The organism is Enterococcus songbeiensis (assembly GCF_005405265.1).
GTDB classification, from domain to species: Bacteria; Bacillota; Bacilli; order Lactobacillales; family Enterococcaceae; genus Enterococcus_C; species Enterococcus_C songbeiensis.
This window is the reverse complement of record NZ_BJDS01000024.1, coordinates 1-23,158: the sequence shown is the minus strand read 5'-3', so window position 1 is coordinate 23,158 and position 23,158 is coordinate 1. Positions and strand designations below refer to the sequence as shown.

Genomic DNA, 23,158 nt, shown 5'->3' with positions numbered 1-23,158 from the left:
TTTTACTAAATTATCAGAATTATTTCTATTATTTCTCATTCTAGAGTTGTCTCATGAAATAGAAAATGATAGCATGGAACCAGCAAATGGTTGTAGGGAGGCTAACGTGAAGAAGAAAAAAACACTGACATTTGGCGGTATCTTGCTCGTTCTACTGGCTCTCTTTTTTCAATTTTTATTACCGGAACAGGAACCGCAAATTTCTCAAACAAGCGTAGAAAAAAGTGCTGTATCTAGTGAAATTGATGAAGTTGATCTTAGTGATCCTCCACGTTTTGAAAAAATTAAAGTTAATACGATTCGCAATGTGGATGGGGATACCTTTGCTTTCATGGCGAGAGGACAGGAATATAAATTACGGCTGTTAATGGTAGATACGCCCGAAAGTGTCAAACGAGGAGTTGCAGTTCAACCTTTCGGAAAGGAAGCTAGCGATTTTACAAAGCAGCAGTTGACCCGCGGCCAAGTAAGTCTTGTTTTCGATAAAGGAGAGGTTCAAGATCAATACCAACGGTTTCTGGCGTACGTGTATGTTGGAGATGAATTGTTGCAGGATAAATTACTTGAAAACGGCTTGGCGGTTGTTCGCTACGTCAATGATGGTGGGAAAACATATGTAACAGAGTTGTTAGCCGCACAACAAAAAGCACAAGATGAAAAACGCGGTGTTTGGTCGCAATCTGGTTACGTGAAAAAGACAGCGAAAGGTTATTATATGTTCGAGGAGCAGTAAGGAGAGAATCATGGACTATACAAAAGAAAATGCGCAGGTAATTAATGGCTGGGTGACTGACGGATGGGAATGGGGAATTCCTATTTCTTCTGAAATTTTTGCCGAGGCAAAACAAGGTCGGTGGGAAATGGTACTGACACCGAATAGACTTGTTCCCAAAGAATGGTTTTTTTCAGATCTGAAGGGAAAGAAAATATTGGGACTTGCTTCCGGCGGTGGACAGCAAATGCCGATTTTTGCCGCCTTGGGAGCAGAATGTACAGTTTTAGATTATTCTGAAAAACAGATTCAGTCAGAAAAAATGGTGGCGGATCGAGAAGGTTATTCGATTGAAATGATTCAGGGGGATATGACGCAACCATTACCTTTTGCGGACGAAACATTTGATTTGATTTTTCATCCGGTATCCAATTGTTATATAGAGGAGGTGCAACCGGTGTGGGAGGAGTGCTTCCGTATTTTGAAACCTGGTGGCCGATTATTGGCTGGATTGGATAATGGCATGAATTTTATCTTTGATGAAGCAGAAACGACATTGACCCACAAATTACCATTTAATCTTTTAAAAGACCCGGAGCTGCTAAAGACGTGGGATGTAAAAGAATGGGGCTATCAATTTTCTCATACCTTGGACGAACAAATTCGAGGACAATTAAAAGCAGGTTTTAAATTACTTGATCTTTATGAAGATACCAATGGTCAAGGTCGATTACACGACTACAACGTCCCCTCATTTTGGGCAACTTGTGGGGAGAAATAAAAAGATTGGCGGAAAGATTTTTAAAAGTCTTTTCGCCAATCTTTTTTATTCTTCTGATAGAATCACCTTTACCATACGATCAAGGAAGGTTTCTTCTGACAAATCAGGATCGTCTTCGCTTTTTTCCAATTTGACATTTTTCTTTCCATCCGTAAATAGGTAGTGCTCTTTTTCGTTGATGAAAAGGTAATATTCTTGCTCACCTTCAATATAGAGCACTTCTTTAGAATCTGGATATTCTACCGATACGTCCATTACCGTAATTCCTGAAACTTGTGTAGTAAGAAAATCTTCCGTTTGTTTTACTGTTAGAGCCATCGCTCATCGCCTCTTTAAGTTTATCATAGCACTTTTGGAGAAAAAGCGTATGAATAAACACTTTTGAGTGGTTAATCGATAAAGACGTTTAAAAAACTTTGAAAATATAGGACAAAAGTTCGGAAAAGGGTTTTCATAGAACGTTTTTTATTTTATACTAATTCTAAACTAGAAAAGATTATTTCTTTGATTTTATCTAGTTTCTCGAGAAATTTTTTCATTTATGGAGAACTATTCTCAAAAAAATACTGGAGGCGACTTGAGATGTCACTAATTGGAAAAGAAGTTGAAGCGTTTCACGCACAAGCATACCATCAAGGAGAATTTGTTGAAGTCAGTAATGAAGATTTCAAAGGGAAATGGTCGGTTCTTTGTTTTTATCCAGCCGATTTCACATTTGTCTGCCCGACAGAACTAGAAGATTTGCAAGAACAATACGGTAAATTAAAAGAATTGGGTGGGGAGGTTTACTCCTGCTCAACGGATACCCATTTTACACATAAAGCTTGGCATGACCATTCGGATGCCATTGGGAAAATTGAATACACCATGATTGGTGATCCAGCCCACCATATCTCCCGAATTTTTGATGTCTTGGAAGAAGAACAAGGAGCAGCGCAACGGGGTACTTTTATTATTGATCCTGATGGAATCGTTCAAGCATTGGAAATCAATGCGGATGGAATCGGTCGTGATGCAAGTGTTCTGATTGATAAAATTCGGGCGGCTCAATATGTACGTACTCATCCAGGGGAAGTTTGTCCTGCAAAATGGAAAGAAAGTGGCGAAACCCTTAAACCTAGCTTTGATTTAGTTGGGAAAATTTAGGAGGCGAGACGATTGCTGGATAATGAAACGAAAACACAATTGGCACAATATTTGGCGTTGCTTGAATCAGATATCGTTTTTTCTGCAGATTTAGGGAGGGATGCTGATTCGCAAAAGGTGGCTGAATTTTTAGAGGAAGTGGCGGCGATGACGCCTCGCATCACGATTGAAAAAAACCACTTGTCACGAACCCCAAGTTTTGAAGTGAATAAATCTGGCGAAAAAAGCGGCATCGCCTTTGCTGGTTTACCCTTGGGACATGAATTCACCTCCTTTATTTTGGCATTGCTTCAAGTCAGTGGTCGACCTCCCAAAATCGATGAGGAAGTGGCCAAACGTATTCGTGAAATCAAGAAAGAATTGCATTTTGTCACTTATGTTAGTCTGACCTGTCATAACTGCCCGGATGTTGTTCAGGCACTAAATATTATGGCGGTACTTAATCCACAGATCACTCATACGATGGTGGAGGGGAGCATGTATCAAGCAGAAGTTGATGAGCAGAAAATCATGGCTGTCCCTACCGTTTATCTCAACGAAAAGGAATTTAGCAGTGGTCGACAATCCATTGAACAATTGCTGGAAAAAGCTGCTGGTCCTGCAGATGCAACGGCATTTGATGAGAAAGGATTGTTTGATGTCTTAATCGTTGGTGGAGGTCCTGCCGGCAGCAGTTCAGCGATTTATGCCGCTCGCAAAGGAATCAAAACTGGTTTAGTGGCGGAAACTTTTGGCGGACAAGTGCTGGAAACTTTGGGTATCGAAAATATGATCGGTACACCTTATGTAGAAGGTCCCCAATTGATGCACCAAGTAGAAGAACATGTACAAAAATATGCAGTGGATATTATGAAGGGGCAACGGGCAAAAGATATCCGTAAGACAGATAGTAATCTTATAGAAGTCGAGCTAGAAAATGGGGCTGTTCTAAAAACAAAGGCTGCGATTTTAGCGACGGGTGCTCATTGGCGAAATATCAATGTTCCCGGCGAAAAAGAGTTGAGAAATAAAGGGGTTGCCTATTGTCCGCATTGTGACGGTCCTTTGTTCGAAGGAAAAGATGTGGCGGTCATCGGTGGAGGAAATTCCGGCATTGAAGCGGCAATTGATTTGGCGGGTTATGCTAAACAGGTTTTTGTTTTAGAGTTTTTGCCAGAGCTTAAAGCAGATCAGGTTCTCCAAAAAAGACTCGCAGACCTTCCCAATGTGACAGTAATCACCAATGCTGCCACGAAAGAAATTTTGGGGGAGGCACAGGTTTCCGGTCTGGTATACACAGATCGTTTGACGGGAGCAAACAAAAACTTGTCTGTTGACGGTGTCTTTGTCTTAGTCGGACTTGTACCAAACACTAATTGGTTGAAGCCAGACCTGCTGAACGAACGAAAAGAAGTCATTGTTGATATGCAAGGAGCAACGGCAGTCGATGGTATTTTTGCAGCAGGTGACTGTACCGATAGCCACTATAAGCAAATTATTATTTCTATGGGCTCAGGAGCTACCGCAGCATTAGGTGCTTTTGATTATCTGATTCGTCAGGAAAACTAGATGTTATAAAGCTTATTCAGCGAGTTTTTAATCTCTCAATTTATTAATAGAAACACTTAATGAAAGCGCCTAAAATCGGCAATTTTAGGTGCTTTTAGGTATATTTTTCAGGTATGGACTTATAACCATGCGTAATAATTAAGCAACACAAAAAATCTATGTCCAAAACAATCTATAATCAGTTCTTGTGTTCAAACAAAAAGAACTCATTATGAATTTTTTTTTCGTAATAAATTTAGAGCTAAATATAACATAAGGGCATCATAAAATTTTCTTGGGTTATACCCGGAATTCTTCCCTATGTTATTTAATTGGTATTGCAACGTATTTTTATGGATGAATAATTTTTTTGAAGTTTCTTGAAGAGACATATTTGTTTTGAAATAGACAGTCAAAATCTCTATTTGATTTTGGTTGAGAGAATCACCTAGTACTTTATCAATAAATAAATCAATCTTTTTAGCACTTAAAGATGAAAAAAGAATTTCAAGTGATAGGTCATCAAAGTTTATATAGTTAGTTATATAATCATTCAAACTTTTTAAGGCGATTCGTCCAGTTCGAAGGGACTCATTTGCCTGTAGAAGGTGGCAACTCTTTCCACTAGCTATTTTTATTTTTCCTTGATATTTATCTGCAAAAGTTCTAAAAGATGATTCTTCTTCAGTGAATATGTTTGAATCAACAAGAGCTAGATATTCATTTGGATAATTATAAGTAATTAATTTAATTTCATACTTACTAAAATAGTTAATAATCTCTTGTTCAAAAAAGGAAATATTCACATCTGGATTATCTGAATTTAAATGAAATAAAATAACTCTTATATCAGTATTTATATCCAGATTCCATTGGGCAATTAATTTTTTAAGATATTCTGTGGTCAAGTTAGTTCCTTGTGTTAAGGTATTGATTAGGAAATGAATTTGTTCTCGTTTATCAAATTTAGTTTCTTGCATATTTTTTTCTTGAATCAATAAATTTGTAATCCGTTCAGCAAGATACCCATACTTTCTAACTTCCGATGGTTTTCCACTTATTCCAATAATAGAAATGACTGTATTTCCATAGAAAATTGGTATATTTATACCTCTTTTGGTTCCTCTATATTCGTCATCGACCATAACTTCAATTTTTTCTCTTCGATCTGCAACCTCTTTGCCAATTTCATGAAAACTACCTACTCTAGATTCATCGGTACTCGAAAAAACGATACCATTATTATCTATGAAATTAATATCATATCCGCATATTTCCTTGACTGCATAAACGATTTGTTCAGCTAGATTTTTATCAATAGTACTTTGCACAAATAATACCACCCTCATATTGTTATACATACTACATTTAATGATTAAAAACATAAATTTATTATTATACATACTATATCATTAGAAAATTCCTTTTGCTACACTTAATGGCAGGTAAGCGCTTGCTGAAAAAGTTTTTTTGTGGAGGACAAATAAGTGAAAGTAATAATTAGTATTGATTCGTTTAAAGGAAGCATCTCTTCTATGGATGCGGGGTACGCAATACAAGAAGGTATTCGCCGCGTATATTCGACAGCAGAGATCATCATCAAACCTTTAGCAGATGGAGGTGAGGGTACGGTTGACGCGCTCGTTGATGGAATGGGTGGAAAAAGAATTAAAATCCCAGTTACTGGACCACTTGGAAATTTAGTGAATGCTGAATATGGCATTATTGAACATGAAAAGATAGCAATAATTGAAATGTCTGAGGCGGCTGGAATCACTCTAGTTCCTAAAGAAAAACGAAATCCATTGTACACGACTACCTACGGTGTGGGTGAAATTATTATGGACGCGATAAAAAAGGGCTGCAGAGATTTCATTATTGGCATAGGTGGAAGTGCAACGAACGATGGTGGATCCGGAATGTTACAAGCTTTGAACTTTGATCTTCTAGATAACAAAAATCAACCAATAGCCTTAGGTGCTATTGGATTAAGAGATTTAGTAACGATTAATAATACGAATGTACCTAGTGTGTTGAAAGAGTGCACATTTCAAATTGCTTGTGATGTTACGAACCCATTATTTGGAGAAAAGGGAAGTAGCAAAATTTTCGGCCCGCAAAAGGGCGCTACGCCAGAAATGGTTGATGAACTAGATAATCTTTTGATAGCGTTTTCTGATATTGCTTCGAAGTTGTACCCCTATTCGAATCCGCAACTTCCTGGAGCTGGCGCTGCTGGCGGTTTGGGATTTACGTTTAATACTTTTTTAGGTGGGAAATTAGAATCAGGGATAGATATAGTTTTGGAAACGATTCAATTAGAAGAAGAGCTTGCTAGTGCGGATCTGGTCATTACAGGAGAAGGCAGATTGGACTATCAAACAGCTATGGGGAAAGCACCTATCGGGGTTGCGCGGCTCGCAAAAAAATTCGGAAAAACGGTTATTGCCTTTTCCGGAAGCGCAACACATGATGCTGTAGAGTGTAATAATCATGGAATAGATGCATTTTTCCCAATTCTAAGGGAAATTTCAACGCTAGAAAAAGCAATGGAAATTAAAAATACAAAGTTAAACTTAAGTGATACCGTTGAACAAACAATGCGTTTGTTAAAATCTAAGGAGGAACGATAAATGGAAGTCACATTTACTACATTAGGTGCGTTATTAGGATTAGCACTTTCAATTATTTTAATTATAAAAAAAATACAGCCTGCCTATAGTTTAATAATCGGAGCACTTATAGGCGGTCTGATTGGTAGTGGAAATTTAGTAGGTACCGTAGACGTCATGATAGTTGGTGCACAAGGTATGATGTCCTCTGTTCTAAGAATTTTAACATCAGGGATTTTAGCCGGTGCTTTGATTAAAACGGGTGCTGCAGAAAAAATTGCAGAGGTCATCGTAAATAAATTAGGTGAGAAAAGAACGATTGCTTCGATTGCAGTTGCGACAATGGTCATTTGTGCTGTTGGCGTATTCATTGATATAGCAGTAATTACTGTTGCACCAATTGCACTAGCGATTGGAAATAAAGTCAAATATAACAAAGCGTCAGTTTTATTAGCCATGATTGGTGGAGGAAAAGCAGGAAACATCATTTCTCCAAATCCAAATACAATCGCAGTATCTGAAGGTTTCAAATTAGATTTGACATCCTTAATGACCGTAAATATTGTTCCAGCAATCGGGGCATTAATTGTGACGATTGTTTTAGCTACCTTTTTAACTAAAAAAACAATGAAAGAAGAAAAAAACTATAACAATAAAAGTGTAGAGAATAAAGAATTACCAAAAATAGGAGCGGCTATTTCTGGACCTGTAGCTGTTATTCTTTTATTAGCATTGCGTCCTTTATTTAATGTTGTCATTGATCCTTTAATCGCATTACCTGTAGGCGGGTTTATTTCTGCATTAGCTTGCGGTAGAGTGAAGAAGTTCCCTGAATACATGGAATTTGGATTGACAAAAGTTATAGGCGTCTCGGTATTATTGATTGGAACAGGGACAATTGCGGGAATTATCAAGGCATCTGCTCTTCAGGGGGATGTCGTTAATCTCCTAGAAATGATGCATCTTCCTTCCTTCGTTTTGGCCCCAATTGCTGGAATTGTTATGGGGGCAGCTACAGCATCTACCACAGCTGGTTCCACCATTGCTTCTCAAACATTCTCCTCAGTGTTACTAAAAGAGGGAGTTCCAGCGTTATTTGCAGGGGCTATGGTTCATACAGGAGCTACTGTTCTAGATTCATTACCTCATGGTTCTTTTTTTCACGCAACTGGAGGATCTGTTGAACTTAATATCAAAGAAAGAATGAAATTAATTCCTTTTGAAGCTATTATTGGATTAACCAGTACGACACTATCAATTGTATGGTATTTAATTTTTAGATAGAAATCATGAGATTTTTTAACGAGAAAGATATTAAAAAAATATGTGAGAAAAGAAATGAGCAACTCGTGAATTTTTATTTTTGACACGAATGAGGTATACCGTTCCACTAGAAAAAACTAATTTTACTGAGTTAGTGTTTTATTATCAAATTAGAAAATCTACTTATTTTTAATCGTTGTGAAAAATGGATAGCCAGTAAATCTTTTCGTGCTTGCTTATACCAATACTAATTTACATGACTTATTAATGACTTTATGATTAAAAAAATCAAAATAAAATTCTAGATTTCTAGTGATCTTTTTGTTATGATATTACTTGTAGACAATTGAATAATTAAAAAAAGGGTTGAGTGAAATACTTCAAGGATTGCGTTCTTCAAGGGGTGAGAAGAACATTTTTTGAAGTGCCTTTTTATTCCGAACGTGCTTCTTAAAAACAGGAGCACGTTTTTTTGTAAAGGAGGAAAGAAATTGAAGGAAGCTTTGGAGCGGATTCGGCAAGCAGAAATTGAGAACGAAAAAAAATACCAACAAGCAGTTGCAGAAATTAAGCGACACCAACAGCAAAAGGAACAGGAGCTCCAAGAATTGACCGCAGCGCTAAAAACAGCGCGTATCCAGAAAGTCAATCAGGTGGAAACAGAGGAACAGCAACAGCTTCAAAATGAAAAAGAGCTGTTGCTTGCGGATGCCAAACAAAAAAAAGCGGCATACCGAGAGCAATATGAAGCAAAGCACGAGCAAATCGTTGGCGAGATTTTAGAGAGGGTGAAGACAACCTATGGCAGTTAGTCCATTAAAAAAACTTTCCATCATCGCCGAAAAGGAAAAGCAAGAAAAAATTCTTCAAATTATTCAAGGAACACAGCAATTAGAGATTGAAGACGTCTTGAATCATGAAGAAAATCAAACTTGGATCAAGGCCTATTTTCCAGAAGGCAGTCTTTTAACAACGGAAGATACACATCGCTATGATCAATTGCTTGCATCGATTCGTGAAGGAATTCAATTTATCAGAAATCATGGAGATGCCAAACAAAAAATCGTGGAATTGAAGCGTTCGGTAACTACTTTGGACTCCTTGGAAGCCACTTTTGATCAGGAAAAAATACTTCACTTGCTAGAAGAAATCAATTTGTTGAAAGATGCGTGGGAGAACAACCAACAAAAGGAAAAAACGTATTTGGAGGCAGAGGATTGGGGAACTGATTGGCAGAGCTTAGATATTGCCCCAAGTGAATCAACCCTTAAGACGACCACCTATGTCTTTGGGTCAATTGCAAATGAGCAATGGGAAGAATTACGGACCAGGCTTTTGGAAAATGAGCGGTTTTATTTTGAGATTATCACGACAAAACCGAAAGAAACTCTGTTTAGCTTGATTTATCTTAAAGAAGAAAAGACCCTTGTTCAGAATATTTTCCAACATTTTGGTGTTAAACTGGAAACCGTTTTTCATGAGGAAGAACCAAAGCAGGTGTTGGCAGAAGCAAAACAGCAGCTGACTGCTCTAGCTAAGGAACGCAAACTACTGACAAAACAGATCGGTGAAAAAAAAGCACAGGTTGCTGACCTGCAATTAGCCGAAGAAGTGCTGTTAGCCAAACAAGCGCGTGAAGTTGCCAAACAAGGCTCTTTACGGTCTCGTTACTTAATAGTGATCCGTGGTTGGATTGCCGCAGCAGACAGTGAAAAAATCACCAAAAAAATCCAGCGAGCCTTTCCTGAAAATGAAGTGTATCTTTCTTTTGAAGATCCAACAAAAAGCGAGATTGCACAAAATCAAGCACCAACGAAATTAACGAATAGCAAGTTGGTAAAGCCTTTTGAGATATTAACGGCGATGTATAGCTTGCCAAAATACGATGAAATCGACCCTACTCCGTGGATGATGCCGTTTTACTTGATTTTCTTCGGCATGATGGTAGCTGATACTGGGTATGGAGCAGTTATGCTTTTGATAACGACACTTGCGATAAAATTTCTGACTCTGCCAAAAGGGACGATGAATTTTATGAAGCTGTTTCAGTTATTGTCTTTTCCGACCATTGCTTGGGGACTGATTTATGGGAGCATCTTTGGGGCGGATTTACCTTTCCATCTGCTTGCACCCTCAAAAGATTTCATGGCAATTTTCGGAATCTCGATGATTTTCGGCGGACTGCAGATTTTTACCGGGCTGTTTTTAGCAGCAAGGGAAAATATCAAGCGCAAGGATTACTTGGCAGCAATTAATGAAGGGTTTTCTTGGCAGGGAATTTTGGCCGGTATCTTAGTGGCGGCAGCCGGTTCGTTAGTTGTTAAATCAAGTCTTATGACAACAATCGGAATCATTATTGCGGCATTTAGCGCATTATTCGTTATTTTGATTCCAATGATTACATCTAAATCCAAAGTTGGTGGCTTTTTTATGGGACTATATGACTTGTATGGGGTTACCGGCTATATCGGCGATTTTGTCAGTTACAGCCGTTTGATGGCATTGGGAATTTCTGGGGGAAGTATCGCGGCGGCGTTTAATATGCTCGTCGGCTACATGCCGCCAGCAGCACGTTTTTCAATCGGGATTCTTTTATTGATTGCTTTGCAAGGATTAAATATTTTCTTATCTCTGTTGAGCGCCTATGTTCACGCAGCACGTTTACAATATGTAGAATTTTTCGGCAAGTTTTATACTGGTGGTGGGCGACCATTTCAAGCCTTCAAGCCAGAGGAAAAATATATGAATTTTGAAGAAGAAAATGGAGGAAAAGATAAATGATACAGTATTTGATTGAGAACCAAGGTGGAATGATCTTTGCAATTTTAGGTATGGGGATGGCGACGATTTTTTCAGGAATCGGATCATCAAAAGGTGTGGGAATGACTGGGGAAGCAGCCGCAGCATTGACCACCAGCCAACCAGAAAAATTTGGACAAGCATTGATTCTTCAGCTTTTACCAGGTACCCAAGGATTGTATGGTTTCGCGATTGCTGCAATGATTTTCGGGAGTCTTTCTGGAGATATGTCTACAATAGACGGAATTGCTTACTTCGGTGCTTCGCTTCCTGTTGCTTTTACCGGACTATTTTCGGGTATTGCCCAAGGGAAAGTTGCCGCTGCAGGTATTCAAATTTTAGCGAAGAAACCTGAGCATTTCTTTAAAGGTGTTATGTTTTCGGTTATGGTAGAAATGTACGCCATTTTAGGATTCGTTATTTCATTCTTATTATTGGGAAGCATCTAGTACCTACTAGAATGTTCGTTCCACTTTCGTTCATTCCTTTGGTGAACGAATGAGAGATGAGAACCGACAGGGATTTTGAAAAAATTCCAACCAAAAATAAGCTGGGAGGGAATAAAATGGATGCCATTGAAAAAATCATTGAACAAATCAATGAAAAGGCGGTAGAGGAACGAGAAATCTACCGAGAAGAAGCACTGCAGACGATCCAAGCAACAACGGATCAACAAAAAGCAGCGATTGAAACTGAGCATGAAAAACAATTGGATAAGCAGCTGCAAGGAGTAAAAAATAAATACAAACAATTACGATCTCGTCAGCAAGTAGAAGTTCGGCAAGAAACTTTAATCGAAAAACAGCACTATCTAGATAAACTTTTTGAGGAAGCCTACGAAATTATGGGCAATTGGTCAAAAAATGAAATGCAGCAATTTGCCAAAAGTTGCTTACAGGCGTTACCAATCAATGGCGAAGTCATGCTGCTTACAGGTGAAAAAAACCAGCTAGCGTTATCTAGCGACTGGTTGGAAGAAATCAGTAATGAACTGTCCTATACCCTTCATTTAGGCGAGGCAATTCAAAATGAAGGATTTATCGTAGACGACCAGGGAATCCAATACAATTTTTTGTACCGCGATTTGCTGAATGAATTACGATCACAGGCTGGCAGCGAGATTACCCGCGAATTATTTGAGTAGGAGGGGTGACATGAGCAATCCGCTATATCATAAAATAAATCCCTTTATTCGCTTGAAGGAAAATGAATTATTAAAACCCGATTTTTTTGAACAATTAATTGCTGCTGAAAATTTTCAACAAATTAGAGAACTATTGGCACAAACGGTTTACGGAAACAATTTAGGTGAAAATTTTGAATTGACGATCGAACAGACGTTGAATCAGGAATTGCTGACGACTTATGAAGAATTGATTGAAGTAGCGCCCGAACCGAAAGTAATCTGGATGTATACGATGCGCTATACCTTTCATAATTTGAAGGTGTTGACAAAAGCTGAAATCGCTGGTGAAAACTATGATTCCCTCTTTTTGCCAGACGGATTTTATCCATTAGACAAGCTGAAAACGGCGATTCAAACAGGGAAATCAACGGTTTTGCCGACAACAGTCCTTAAAAGTATCCAGGAAGTGAGAGAGCACATCGAAGAATCGACCATTCTTCAAGGAATCGATGTCATCTATGATCGTCGCTTTTTGAAAGAACAGCGGCGCTTGGCAGAGGAGCTGGGGTATCCAGAACTATTGGAGGAAGTCACAGCATCTATTGATTTGAATAATATCATCACCGCTTTGCGTTGTTTGATTCAAAAAAGAACACAGGCCTTTCTGTCAGCGGTTCTTTCCAGTTCAGGCAGTATTTCAAAGGAAACCTATATGAGCTTTGCCGGAAAAGATCTGGATAGCTTTCGAACGTTTTTATTAGAAAGTGCTTATGGTGAGTTGATTCGGCCGGCAATTGAGAAAGAAGAAATCGACTTTGCCCAATTAGATTTGATCAAAGATGATTATTTGACAGAAATCGTTGAAGGCGCACAGACACAAGCCTTTGGTCCATTGCCATTACTAGCATTTTTGAATGCCAAAGATATCGAAGCAAAAAATCTGCGGTTGATTATCGTTGGCAAACGTAGTGGTTTTACGGCAACACAAATTAAAGAAAGGATGCGAAAAACCTATGACGTATAAAATTGGAGTCATCGGCGATAAAGAATCCATCCTGCCTTTCAAATTATTCGGTTTCACCGTTAAATACGGCACGGATAAAAAAACAGTTGAAGAAGCGTTCAACGCAATGATCAAAGAAAAATTTGGTGTAATTTATATCACTGAACCTTGTGCACAATTAATACAGGATCAAATCGACCGTTACGACTCACAACTGACACCTGCTGTGGTATTGATTCCCAATCACGATGGCTCACTTGGCATCGGAACACAGGCAGTGCAGAATAATGTGGAAAAAGCGGTCGGACAAAATATCCTTTAGGGAGGAGCTGAAATCGTGCAAATTGGAACGATAGTTAAAGTTTCAGGTCCATTAGTAATGGCTGAAAATATGGGACATGCAAGTATCCAGGACATCTGTTATGTAGGTGATCTTGGCGTTATTGGAGAAATCATCGAGATGCGTAAAGACGTTGCCTCGATTCAAGTATATGAAGAAACGGCAGGAATTGGACCGGGAGAGCCGGTTCGTTCAACAGGTGAAGCATTATCCGTTGAGTTGGCTCCGGGAATCCTTTCACAAATGTTTGACGGGATTCAACGGCCTCTCGATCGCTTTATGGAGAAAACCAAGAGCAATTATCTTTTGCGGGGAGTACAACTGCCGGCTTTGGATCATGAGAAAAAATGGGATTTCCAACCGTTGGCTCAGATCGGTGATCAGGTTACTGCCGGAGATATCATAGGTACGGTTCAGGAAACAAAACTGATCGTTCACAAAATCATGGTTCCAAATGGAATTAGTGGAAGGATTCAAGACATTCAACCGGGAGCTTTTACAATTGATGAAACAATTTATACTCTTCAAACTGAAGAGGGAGAAAAAACTTTTTCGATGCTGCAAAAATGGCCGGTACGCCGGGCAAGACCGGTAAAAGAAAAGCTGAATCCAGAAGCACCAATGATTACTGGACAGCGGGTCATTGATACGTTCTTTCCGGTGGCTAAAGGCGGTGCGGCCGCAGTTCCCGGACCATTTGGTGCTGGGAAAACAGTCGTACAGCATCAAATCGCCAAATGGGCAGATGTGGATTTAGTGGTTTACGTTGGTTGTGGCGAACGGGGAAATGAAATGACTGACGTGATGAATGAGTTCCCGGAACTGATTGACCCAAATACAGGTGAACCATTGATGGAACGGACGATTTTAATTGCAAACACCTCAAACATGCCGGTAGCGGCTCGTGAAGCATCGATTTATACCGGTATCACCATTGCGGAATATTTCCGTGATATGGGGTATTCGGTGGCTATCATGGCGGATTCTACCTCTCGTTGGGCAGAAGCGTTACGGGAAATGTCTGGTCGTTTAGAAGAAATGCCCGGAGATGAAGGCTATCCTGCTTATTTAGGCAGCCGATTGGCAGAATACTATGAACGATCAGGGAAAGTTGTTGCTCTTGGGTCAGAGGGACGAGAAGGAAGTATCACCGCAATCAGCGCGGTTTCTCCTTCTGGGGGAGATATTTCTGAACCGGTGACTCAAAATACATTACGGGTAGTAAAAGTTTTCTGGGGCTTGGATTCCACCCTTGCTCAACAGCGCCATTTTCCTGCAATTGATTGGCTGCAAAGCTATTCCTTATATGAAACGGAAATCGGCAATTACCTAGATCAGCAGCTGCAAGTAGAATGGTCCAGCTTGGTGACCGAGGCAATGCGGATGCTGCAAAAAGAATCTGAATTAAATGAAATTGTTCGTTTAGTGGGAATTGATTCGTTATCTGACAAGGACCAACTTCTGCTGAAGGTTACAAAATCGATTCGAGAGGATTATTTACAGCAAAATGCGTTTGATGATGTAGATACCTTTACTTCAAGAGAAAAACAATTTCATATGCTGAACAATATTTTGACCTTCGGAAAAGAAGCGGCGAATGCATTGACTTTAGGTTCTTATCTTTCAGAAATAATGAAGGGCACTGTTTTACTGCGGGATCGATTGGCTCGGATGAAATATGTACCGGAAGAAAATCTAGATCAAATTCTTGCAATGCAACAAGAAATCAAAGAAACGATTAAAGAAATCGTCCAAGAAGGGGGCATGACGAATGATTAAAGAGTACAAAACAATCGGTGAAGTTGTCGGCCCGTTAATGGCGGTAGAAAAGGTTTCTGGTGTGAAGTATGAAGAATTAATCGAGGTTCGCTTACAAACAGGGGAACTACGTAAAGGTCAGGTTTTAGAAGTAGAGGAAGACAAAGCCCTTGTTCAGATTTTTGAAGGCACCAGCGGCATCAATCTGCGGGATTCTGCCGTTCGCTTTTTAGGACATCCTTTGGAACTAGGCGTTTCAGAAGATATGATTGGACGAGTTTTTGACGGATTAGGCAGACCAAAAGACAATGGTCCGGAAATTCTACCGGAAAAAATGTTGGACATCAATGGAGAAGCCATCAATCCAATGGCTCGGGATTATCCAGATGAGTTTATCCAAACAGGGATTTCATCTATCGATCATTTGAATACCTTGGTTCGTGGACAAAAATTGCCGGTATTCTCAGGTTCAGGATTACCTCACAAAGAGTTAGCGGCACAAATTGCTCGTCAAGCAACCGTTTTGAATAAAGATGACGATTTTGCAGTGGTTTTTGCCGGTATCGGCATCACCTTTGAAGAAGCGGAATACTTTATGGAGGACTTTCGTAAAACCGGCGCCATTGATCGCTCAGTTGTATTTATGAACTTGGCGAATGATCCTGCCATCGAACGAATCGCAACCCCAAGAATGGCGCTAACGGCAGCGGAATACCTTGCCTATGAAAAAGGAATGCATGTCTTAGTTATCATGACTGACATGACCAACTATTGTGAAGCTTTGCGGGAAATTTCAGCCGCTCGTCGAGAAGTTCCCGGTCGTCGTGGTTATCCGGGATATCTGTATACCAACTTGGCAACGTTGTATGAACGAGCTGGACGAATTCGTGGATTGAAAGGCTCTGTCACCCAGATTCCGATTTTGACGATGCCCGAAGATGATAAAACTCATCCAATCCCCGATCTAACCGGCTACATCACAGAAGGACAAATTATTTTGTCTCGGGAGTTGTATAAAAATGGTATCCAGCCACCAATCGATGTGTTGCCGTCTTTATCTCGTCTAAAGGACAAGGGGACCGGTGAAGATAAAACCCGCAAAGATCATGCGGCTACGATGAACCAGTTGTTTTCTGCCTATGCCCAAGGGAAACAAGCCAAAGAATTAGCTGTAGTTTTAGGGGACTCTGCTTTATCGGATGTCGATAAAATTTACGCAAAATTCACTGAACGGTTTGAAGATGAGTATGTCAATCAAGGGTACCAAACCAATCGATCGATAGAAGAAACACTTGATCTTGGTTGGGAGTTGTTGAGTATTTTACCGCGAACGGAGTTAAAACGGATCAAAGATGAAATGATCGATGAGTTTTTGCCTAGTAAAGGGGTCGAATAAAATGGCCAAATTAAACGTCAATCCAACTCGTATGGAACTTGCTCGTTTAAAGAAGCAGTTGACGACAGCAAAAAGAGGGCATAAATTGCTGAAAGACAAGCAAGATGAGTTGATGCGGCAATTTATCCTATTGGTGAAACAAAATGACAAACTGCGAAAAGAAGTCGAAAACCTGATGGAAAGTGCCATGCGTTCGTTTCGACTGGCAAATGTCACGTTGAATGAATCCTTTATCGAAGAATTGTTTATTCTGCCTTCTGCTCGTGTAGAGTTGGATGTTTCACAAAAAAATATCATGAGTGTGGAAGTTCCGGTGATGCATTTTAACTATGATGCCCACACGATCGAAACGCCTTTGGAATATGGGTATTTAAATTCCAATGTTCCTCTGGATAATTCCATTGATCGTTTTACGTCGGTATTGCCAAGTTTATTAAAATTGACGGAAATTGAAAAGACCTGTCAGTTGATGGCCAGTGAAATTGAAAAGACGCGACGACGGGTAAATGCGTTGGAATATATGACGATTCCTGAATTGGAAGAAACAATCTATTACATTCGAATGAAGCTGGAAGAAAATGAGCGTTCGGAAGTCACCCGAATGATCAAAGTCAAAAACATGAATAAATAAGGATTCTTTTGATTCTTTATACTAAAAGCGGGAAAATTTCTGATTAGTATTCTTTACTAAGCGGAGATTTTCCTTTATTCTTAGAGGAGTTAGAGAATAAATGATAAAAGAATGAAGAGGATTTAAGAAATGAAAAGACGTTACAGCAGATATGATCTGACTGCACCACAAATGATCACCTTTGGATTTGCCGGGATCATTTTATTGGGAGCAACACTTCTAAGTCTGCCGATCTCCAGTCAAACTGGAGAATTTACACCCTTTATCGATTCATTGTTCACCGCGACCTCCGCGACGTGTGTTACCGGACTTACGACAGTGAATACTGCGGAACATTGGAATTTATTTGGTCAAGCAGTCATTTTGATTTTGATTGAGATTGGTGGACTTGGTTTCATGTCTCTGCCGGTTCTGTTTTACTTTTTATCCCGCAAAAAAATTAGTCTCAGTACACGGATGCTGCTGCGAGAATCGTTGAATATGGAACAAACTGGTGGTGGCGTCCATTTGATGTGGTCAATTATCAAAATTGCCGGAACGATTCAACTAGCAGGAATGGGGATGCTGATGATTGATTTCATTCCTCGATACGGTGTTGTCAAAGGTACTTGGTTCAGCCTATTTCATGCTGTTTCAAGTTTTTGTAATGCAGGCTTTGATTTATTCGGGGATAGTCTGGTCGGATTTCAAAAGGACCCTTGGGTATTAAGCGTGGTTATGTTTTTGATTGTCTCTGGGGGTCTTGGTTTTCTTGTGTGGTCAGATTTGCTCGGCTATCGCAAAAGAAAAAAAATCAGTTTGCACAGCCGAATTGCAATTTCTGTGACGATGGGCTTACTTGTATTTGGTACGCTGGGGTTCATGCTGACAGAAAGCAATGCTGAAGTTTTGGCACAAGGAAATTTTGCTGAGCGCTTCTTCAATACGATGTTCATGGCTGTCACTCCAAGAACGGCGGGTTATTTTTCTGTAGATTATTTCAGTATGACCCATGCCGGGTTGATTTTAACCATCATTCTAATGTTCATTGGTGGTACGTCAGGCTCAACAGCCGGTGGATTGAAAACCACGACCTTTGGGGTTTTGCTGATTAAGGTCAAAAGTATTTTCAAAGGACGGACGGAAGCCGAATTTGGCGGCAGAACCATTCGAAATGCGGCGGTGTCACGTGCGCTAACACTGTTTTTCATCACTTTGACACTATGTATCGTAAGTACCATGATTTTATCCGTGACCGAAACGATTCCAGATGTCAATCAACTAGGTTTGGAATATATCGTTTTTGAAGTCGTTTCTGCCTTTGGAACAGTTGGTTTAACAATGGGCTTGACGCCAAGCCTAACTTTGATCGGAAAGCTGATTATTATTAGTTTGATGTTTATCGGCCGTGTGGGAATCATGACAGTCGTCTTTTCATTGCTGACAAAAAATAGACAAGAATCACCAATCAAATATCCAGAAGAATCGGTGATGATTGGGTAAAAATTGAAGTCCGGCTTGTTCTTCCTGGTAATTGTGGAAGATTAAGCTGGACTTTTTCTGGTAATAGAATTTTTTTCTTTTCATTTTTGAAAAACTCCGGTATACTACCTTATGAAGACTCGTTAGAGAAAGAGGAATGTTTTGTGAGTGTGCTAGGTATCTAATCAAGCAATTGAATCCAGATAGACAAATTTCGATGTTTATTTGGCATGCCTATAGATACCTGTCAATGAAGATAAGCTGACTACGGTGATAGGTGAATCCTATCGCCTTTTTTAATTTAACGAGTTTTAGCAGCCCCTGGCAGGTGTTCATGGGGGAAAGGAATCAAACATGGACACAAAAGTATACAAAGAGACTGAATTTACAAAAATCAAAGAAGAAGTAATCAAATTCGCTATCAGTGATGAAGCAAAATCGTTGTTGATAGATAAGCAACCGTCTACCGTTCTGACTACCGTCGAGAAACGTTTAATAGAAACAAAAGAGGCCATGTTGCTGTTGGCTTCTGGTCAACACGTTCCTTTCATGGGAATGAAACAGATCCGTCATTTGACGGACAAGATTGAGAAGGGCATGATTTTAGAAGCCAATGAATTGGTGGAGTACAGTGATTTTTTGCGCTCCTTTCGTCTAATCAGACAGCTTTTTGAAAAGAATCAATTTCAATTGCCAACGCTTTTTAAATATAGCAACATGCTGACAGACTTTGAAAAAATTACCGAGAATATTATCGGAATGATTGCCGGTAATCGCGTGAAATCAGAAAGCTCCCGAGCCTTACGAAAAATTCGGGGAAGAATCCAAAAGCTTGAAGGAGACATTGAAAAAGCCTTCAATAAATTTTTAAAGAGCGGTACGACCCAAGCTTATTTGCAGGAACGAATGGTTTTAGTTAAAAATGATCGCTACACATTACCTGTAAAAAGTGAATTTCAATCAAAAATCAAAGGACAGATTATTGAACGGTCAAATAAGGGAACGACAGTCTTTATTGAACCAGAGGCGGTAAGAAAGTTAAATGACGAACTCCTATTGGCAAAGGCAGAAGAAGTTGCTGAAGTGTACCAAATTTTGGCATTCTTGACAGGGTTGATCGCAGAAGAAATGCCGCAGATTAGTGCCTGCAAAGAAATCGTGATGGAATTAGATTTGATTTTTGCCCGTGGAAAGTTTAGCCGTTCCATCAATGGTGCGCCGGTCACGGTGAATGATGAGGATTTTCTTTTCTTGGATCAGGTAAAACACCCACTATTAGGAACAGAGGCGGTTCCTTTGTCAGTCACGATTGGAAAAGATGCTCGCGGATTGATTATCACCGGACCGAATGCCGGCGGAAAAACAATCGTCTTAAAAACAATTGCCTTAACTTCTCTGATGACGATGTTTGGTTTGTTCGTAGAAAATAGCGGTAAATCATCGATTCCAATCTTTAGTGATCTCTTTATCGATATTGGCGATCAACAAAGTCTTGAAAATGCATTGAGTACTTTTTCTGGGCATATGCAAAATGTTTCGCATATTTTGGCTCATACTAAGAAACACGCCTTGATTTTATTGGATGAGATTGGGAGTGGAACAGAGCCGAAAGAAGGAGCTGCTTTGGGAATCGCCTTGATGGAAGCTATGTATCAAAAAGGGGCCATTGTCATTGCAACGACCCATTATGGCGAGATTAAGGATTTTGCATTGGCCCACGAAGACTTTATCACCGCAGCAATGGCGTTCGACGCTGCGACTTTGACACCGAAATATCAATTGATGATGAATCAAGTCGGAGACAGTAATGCCTTTTGGATTGCAGAGAAGATGAGAATCGATCCAGAGGTCATCACAAAAGCGAAAGACTATTTATCGGGAAAAGAGTATGGTACTCAGAAGCACCGTTTTACTTCTTCAAAAAAAGTGTCATTCGCTAAAAAGGAAACACCCAAATTTCATAAAGGTGATCGGGTATTTACTACAGATCACGGCTATGGCATTTTTTATGACTATCAGGAACAAAATGCTTTGGTGTACAATGGTGAAATGTTAGAATTACCGCTCCAACGCCTAAAGCTGATTACTTCTTACGATAAGTTGTATCCTGAAAACTATGATCTGGACAGTTTGTTTACCGATTATCATGAACAAAAATTTATTCGTGATATTGAACGTGGTTCTAAAAAAGCCCACAAGAAGTTGAGAAAACTCGCTGAAAAACGCCAGCAGAAATAGCAAGGAATCGGGAATTTTCCCGGTTCTTTTTCTTTTGGACTTCACAAAAACGAACATATGTTTTATAGTAGAACAAAAGGTAGGGAAGAATATGAAAACACCATTAACTCTGCAAATGGAAGAAACATTGTATTATTATTGTCGTGAAAATGGCGAAGTCGTGGTTGAAGAAGTGACGATGCCGGAAGATCAAGGAATCGTGGATACTCTAAGCTGTCGTTTAGTAGAAGAAAATTTCGAATGGCGGTGTTTTGAATTGAAAGTATCAAAAGCCGATTTTCGTTCCAAAGCAAAATTATCCTTTATTGGTCATTATAATTATTTTGTTTTGCCAGAAGCTCTTTATGCAGCTGTTCAAGAGGAGATACCGCCTGCTATCGGTGTGATGGTTTATCACGCATACATCGATCAAGAAGAGGTTCCTGGCTATTTTACGATTGAAAAGAAACCTCGACGTCAAGAGTTGACGGTTGCTGAGAATGCCTTGTTGTATCGTTTGATTTCGGCACAGGCAAGGGAAGTAGGGAAGGCAAAGCGCACTGCTCGTGGTTTGCGTGTTTTTTCCACCGACCAGCTCTATGAAGAATTAAAAAAACGCCAACCAGAATATGATCTCTTTGGCGGCGGTGTCAATTACTACGACCGTTTTATTGAAGAAACTCAGGCACAGGCAATTGAAGCCCTGAAAGAAGAATTAGAAGTAACGAGGCAGGCGTATTTTGATTTAGAAGCCCGCTTATTAGAAAAGGACTGAAACACTATGTATTATCCTTACTTTCGTGGAAAACAATTTGATCTGATTGCTTTACGTGAGTTGTCAGAACAAAATTTATTATCAGAAAAAATCCATCCAATTATTGAACCGGTTAAAAATTCAGCTGCGCTAAAAAAGGTGATTCTGCAATTTGAAGCTGTCAACCAACCATTTACATTGATTGAAAATCCGCAAGCGGGGGATTTTTTGACTGCTTCTGGCTATGAAACATTGCAGATGATGACCGTGCATCGGGGCCAAATTTTAGATCAACCTTTAGAAACATTAGAAAAGAGAGCCGGAATGTTAGTGCTCCAACGGGCAATGCCGGCGCTGGAAAGCGATTGGAAATCCAACCAAAGAGCTGTTTTAGTGCCTCCGGAATTTCGCTTATTACAAAAGGTAACTGGCGATTTAATTCTTTCAGAGGACGTCTTTACTCGTTTGCCGCGAAATCAGTTTTATGGGGAATGTCCAGATGAAATTTTCTCTACGACACATTTGACCTATAAAAAAAGAGGCTTCAGCGGGTTTAGTGATTTTTCTTTGGATAGTCGCATTTACTATGAAAAGAGCTATCCATCACCGGAAATTTGTATTCATTTGGTCTATTTTTCTAATGAAGCATTGCGGATTCACCATTTTCTTTCACCGGCAGAATTGCCTAGTCAAAAAGAAAAATTCCTAGCAGTCATGGAAGAAATTGCTCATTGGTCCACGATTAAACAAACAACCGGGTTGCAACTTTTGCTTACTGCTGCTGCACAACGTAAATTTCCTGGAATGGGAATTATCCGTAAAGCATCAATCATGCATCATTTAGAAGTGATGAATCAGTTTTTAACGGAGGAATAAGTATGAAAACACTGAAAGTAATGATCGGTGGAATTACCAAAGAAGACTTGTTGCAACAATTGAAGGAAAGACATATTCTGATCAATCCGATTGGTGAGAAATTGCTGAATAGTGACTTATTTGAAGTTACTAAAGAAGCTCAAATTGTTGATTTAACTGAAATTACTTTGTTTGAGTTGGGTTTTGAACATGGTGCAACCTTATCAGAAATGATTGACGGAGCGAAAAAATTTGGATTAAAAGTCTGTTCTGTTGATGTAGCACCGTTTTTACGTCTGACAGATTTTATCCAAACAAACAGTCACGGGCTGAAAACAACGCACAAAACACCGGACGCTGCGGTGACCGTGGTATCCGAGATCTTGAATGATGCTGTTGAATTCCCCAAAGGATTTTATCTTCGCAAAGTTGATGGTATCAATTGGCTTAGAGGCTATATTTGTGATGACAAACACATTTTTGATTCACAAGAACGTTTTATTTTAGCTGGAACATTTAAGAAAAGCTAATTTGTTTGAAAAAAATATTTTTTGGATAAAAATAGGATTATCGTCTATAAATGACGATAATTACGGTTTAAAAGAGGGGGAAACGAGTAAAAAGCTGAATCTAAGTGAGGGCTGTTAAATTTTTATATTTTAGTTTACATAATATATATTATACAAAGTTCTCGGGGGATGGCGAATGTTAAGATTAAGTGCAACTATTCACTGTTATTAGATAAACATCGTTCGTCTTTCGCTTAGCTTTATAATT

Annotated in this window: 22 protein-coding genes; 20 read left to right on the top strand and 2 right to left on the bottom strand. The window is 39.4% G+C overall.

Going from position 1 to position 23,158, the window contains the following annotated elements:
* Positions 1 to 106 precede the first annotated feature (106 nt).
* On the top strand, positions 107 to 733 hold the full coding sequence (locus FFM66_RS10285) for a thermonuclease family protein (protein ID WP_237579235.1): 627 nt from the start codon (positions 107 to 109) through the stop codon (positions 731 to 733).
* Between the two features lie 10 nt (positions 734 to 743).
* Positions 744 to 1,493 (top strand): class I SAM-dependent methyltransferase, encoded by a 750-nt coding sequence (locus FFM66_RS10280; protein WP_048605289.1) that lies wholly within the window; start codon positions 744 to 746, stop codon positions 1,491 to 1,493.
* Between the two features lie 45 nt (positions 1,494 to 1,538).
* On the opposite strand, the gene FFM66_RS10275 is transcribed toward FFM66_RS10280, so the two are convergent.
* Positions 1,539 to 1,811, bottom strand: a complete 273-nt coding sequence (locus tag FFM66_RS10275) for a hypothetical protein (protein ID WP_048605288.1) — start codon at positions 1,809 to 1,811, stop codon at positions 1,539 to 1,541.
* Positions 1,812 to 2,075: 264 nt separating this feature from the next.
* Between FFM66_RS10275 and ahpC the strand changes: the two genes are divergently transcribed.
* Both ahpC and ahpF read left to right on the top strand, forming a co-directional pair.
* Positions 2,076 to 2,639, top strand: coding sequence for an alkyl hydroperoxide reductase subunit C (ahpC, locus tag FFM66_RS10270; protein WP_137605865.1), 564 nt, complete (start codon positions 2,076 to 2,078; stop codon positions 2,637 to 2,639).
* 12 nt (positions 2,640 to 2,651) lie between these two features.
* Complete coding sequence (gene ahpF, locus FFM66_RS10265; RefSeq protein ID WP_137605864.1) at positions 2,652 to 4,187, top strand: alkyl hydroperoxide reductase subunit F; 1,536 nt, start codon at positions 2,652 to 2,654, stop codon at positions 4,185 to 4,187.
* 209 nt (positions 4,188 to 4,396) lie between these two features.
* Here ahpF and FFM66_RS10260 read toward each other — a convergent pair whose 3' ends face one another.
* Positions 4,397 to 5,497 carry a CdaR family transcriptional regulator gene (locus FFM66_RS10260; RefSeq protein WP_161526999.1) on the bottom strand — a complete coding sequence of 367 codons (1,101 nt, stop codon included), beginning with the start codon at positions 5,495 to 5,497 and terminating at the stop codon, positions 4,397 to 4,399.
* A 156-nt stretch (positions 5,498 to 5,653) separates the two neighbouring features.
* Here FFM66_RS10260 and FFM66_RS10255 point away from each other — a divergent pair, with 156 nt between their 5' ends.
* The 16 genes from FFM66_RS10255 (at position 5,654) to FFM66_RS10180 (ending at position 22,911) form a co-directional block, all read left to right on the top strand.
* Positions 5,654 to 6,799: a glycerate kinase family protein gene (locus tag FFM66_RS10255; RefSeq protein WP_137605862.1), complete on the top strand. Its 1,146-nt coding sequence runs from the start codon at positions 5,654 to 5,656 to the stop codon at positions 6,797 to 6,799.
* The gene (locus tag FFM66_RS10250; protein ID WP_137605861.1) at positions 6,800 to 8,062 is read left to right on the top strand and encodes a GntP family permease; all 1,263 of its coding nucleotides are present in this window, start codon (positions 6,800 to 6,802) and stop codon (positions 8,060 to 8,062) included.
* A gap of 470 nt (positions 8,063 to 8,532) precedes the next feature.
* The gene (locus tag FFM66_RS10245) at positions 8,533 to 8,853 is read left to right on the top strand and encodes a hypothetical protein (protein ID WP_137605860.1); all 321 of its coding nucleotides are present in this window, start codon (positions 8,533 to 8,535) and stop codon (positions 8,851 to 8,853) included.
* Positions 8,843 to 10,822 (top strand): V-type ATP synthase subunit I, encoded by a 1,980-nt coding sequence (locus tag FFM66_RS10240; RefSeq protein ID WP_137605859.1) that lies wholly within the window; start codon positions 8,843 to 8,845, stop codon positions 10,820 to 10,822. Before FFM66_RS10245 ends, FFM66_RS10240 begins: the two co-directional genes overlap by 11 nt.
* Positions 10,819 to 11,289 carry a V-type ATP synthase subunit K gene (locus FFM66_RS10235; RefSeq protein WP_137605858.1) on the top strand — a complete coding sequence of 157 codons (471 nt, stop codon included), beginning with the start codon at positions 10,819 to 10,821 and terminating at the stop codon, positions 11,287 to 11,289. Before FFM66_RS10240 ends, FFM66_RS10235 begins: the two co-directional genes overlap by 4 nt.
* Before the next feature lie 116 nt (positions 11,290 to 11,405).
* The gene (locus FFM66_RS10230) at positions 11,406 to 11,984 is read left to right on the top strand and encodes a V-type ATP synthase subunit E (RefSeq protein ID WP_137605857.1); all 579 of its coding nucleotides are present in this window, start codon (positions 11,406 to 11,408) and stop codon (positions 11,982 to 11,984) included.
* Positions 11,985 to 11,994: 10 nt separating this feature from the next.
* Complete coding sequence (locus FFM66_RS10225; protein ID WP_137605856.1) at positions 11,995 to 12,990, top strand: V-type ATPase subunit; 996 nt, start codon at positions 11,995 to 11,997, stop codon at positions 12,988 to 12,990.
* Positions 12,980 to 13,291 carry a V-type ATP synthase subunit F gene (locus tag FFM66_RS10220; protein WP_048605280.1) on the top strand — a complete coding sequence of 104 codons (312 nt, stop codon included), beginning with the start codon at positions 12,980 to 12,982 and terminating at the stop codon, positions 13,289 to 13,291. The genes FFM66_RS10225 and FFM66_RS10220 overlap by 11 nt, the downstream gene beginning before the upstream one ends.
* A 15-nt stretch (positions 13,292 to 13,306) precedes the next feature.
* The gene (locus tag FFM66_RS10215; protein WP_048605279.1) at positions 13,307 to 15,088 is read left to right on the top strand and encodes a V-type ATP synthase subunit A; all 1,782 of its coding nucleotides are present in this window, start codon (positions 13,307 to 13,309) and stop codon (positions 15,086 to 15,088) included.
* Entirely contained in the window at positions 15,081 to 16,463 is a 1,383-nt protein-coding gene (locus FFM66_RS10210; RefSeq protein ID WP_137605855.1) for a V-type ATP synthase subunit B, read from the top strand. Before FFM66_RS10215 ends, FFM66_RS10210 begins: the two co-directional genes overlap by 8 nt.
* A gap of 1 nt (position 16,464) precedes the next feature.
* A complete protein-coding gene (locus FFM66_RS10205; RefSeq protein WP_048605277.1) occupies positions 16,465 to 17,094 on the top strand; it encodes a V-type ATP synthase subunit D in 630 nt (209 codons plus the stop codon).
* A gap of 129 nt (positions 17,095 to 17,223) precedes the next feature.
* Positions 17,224 to 18,576: a TrkH family potassium uptake protein gene (locus FFM66_RS10200; RefSeq protein ID WP_137605854.1), complete on the top strand. Its 1,353-nt coding sequence runs from the start codon at positions 17,224 to 17,226 to the stop codon at positions 18,574 to 18,576.
* Between the two features lie 333 nt (positions 18,577 to 18,909).
* Complete coding sequence (locus FFM66_RS10195; protein WP_137605853.1) at positions 18,910 to 20,793, top strand: endonuclease MutS2; 1,884 nt, start codon at positions 18,910 to 18,912, stop codon at positions 20,791 to 20,793.
* A 91-nt stretch (positions 20,794 to 20,884) separates the two neighbouring features.
* Positions 20,885 to 21,547 (top strand): hypothetical protein, encoded by a 663-nt coding sequence (locus tag FFM66_RS10190; protein WP_137605852.1) that lies wholly within the window; start codon positions 20,885 to 20,887, stop codon positions 21,545 to 21,547.
* Positions 21,548 to 21,553: 6 nt separating this feature from the next.
* Entirely contained in the window at positions 21,554 to 22,402 is an 849-nt protein-coding gene (locus tag FFM66_RS10185) for a sce7725 family protein (protein WP_137605851.1), read from the top strand.
* Positions 22,403 to 22,404: 2 nt separating this feature from the next.
* A complete protein-coding gene (locus FFM66_RS10180) occupies positions 22,405 to 22,911 on the top strand; it encodes a helicase (protein ID WP_137605850.1) in 507 nt (168 codons plus the stop codon).
* The last annotated feature ends 247 nt before the right edge of the window (positions 22,912 to 23,158 follow it).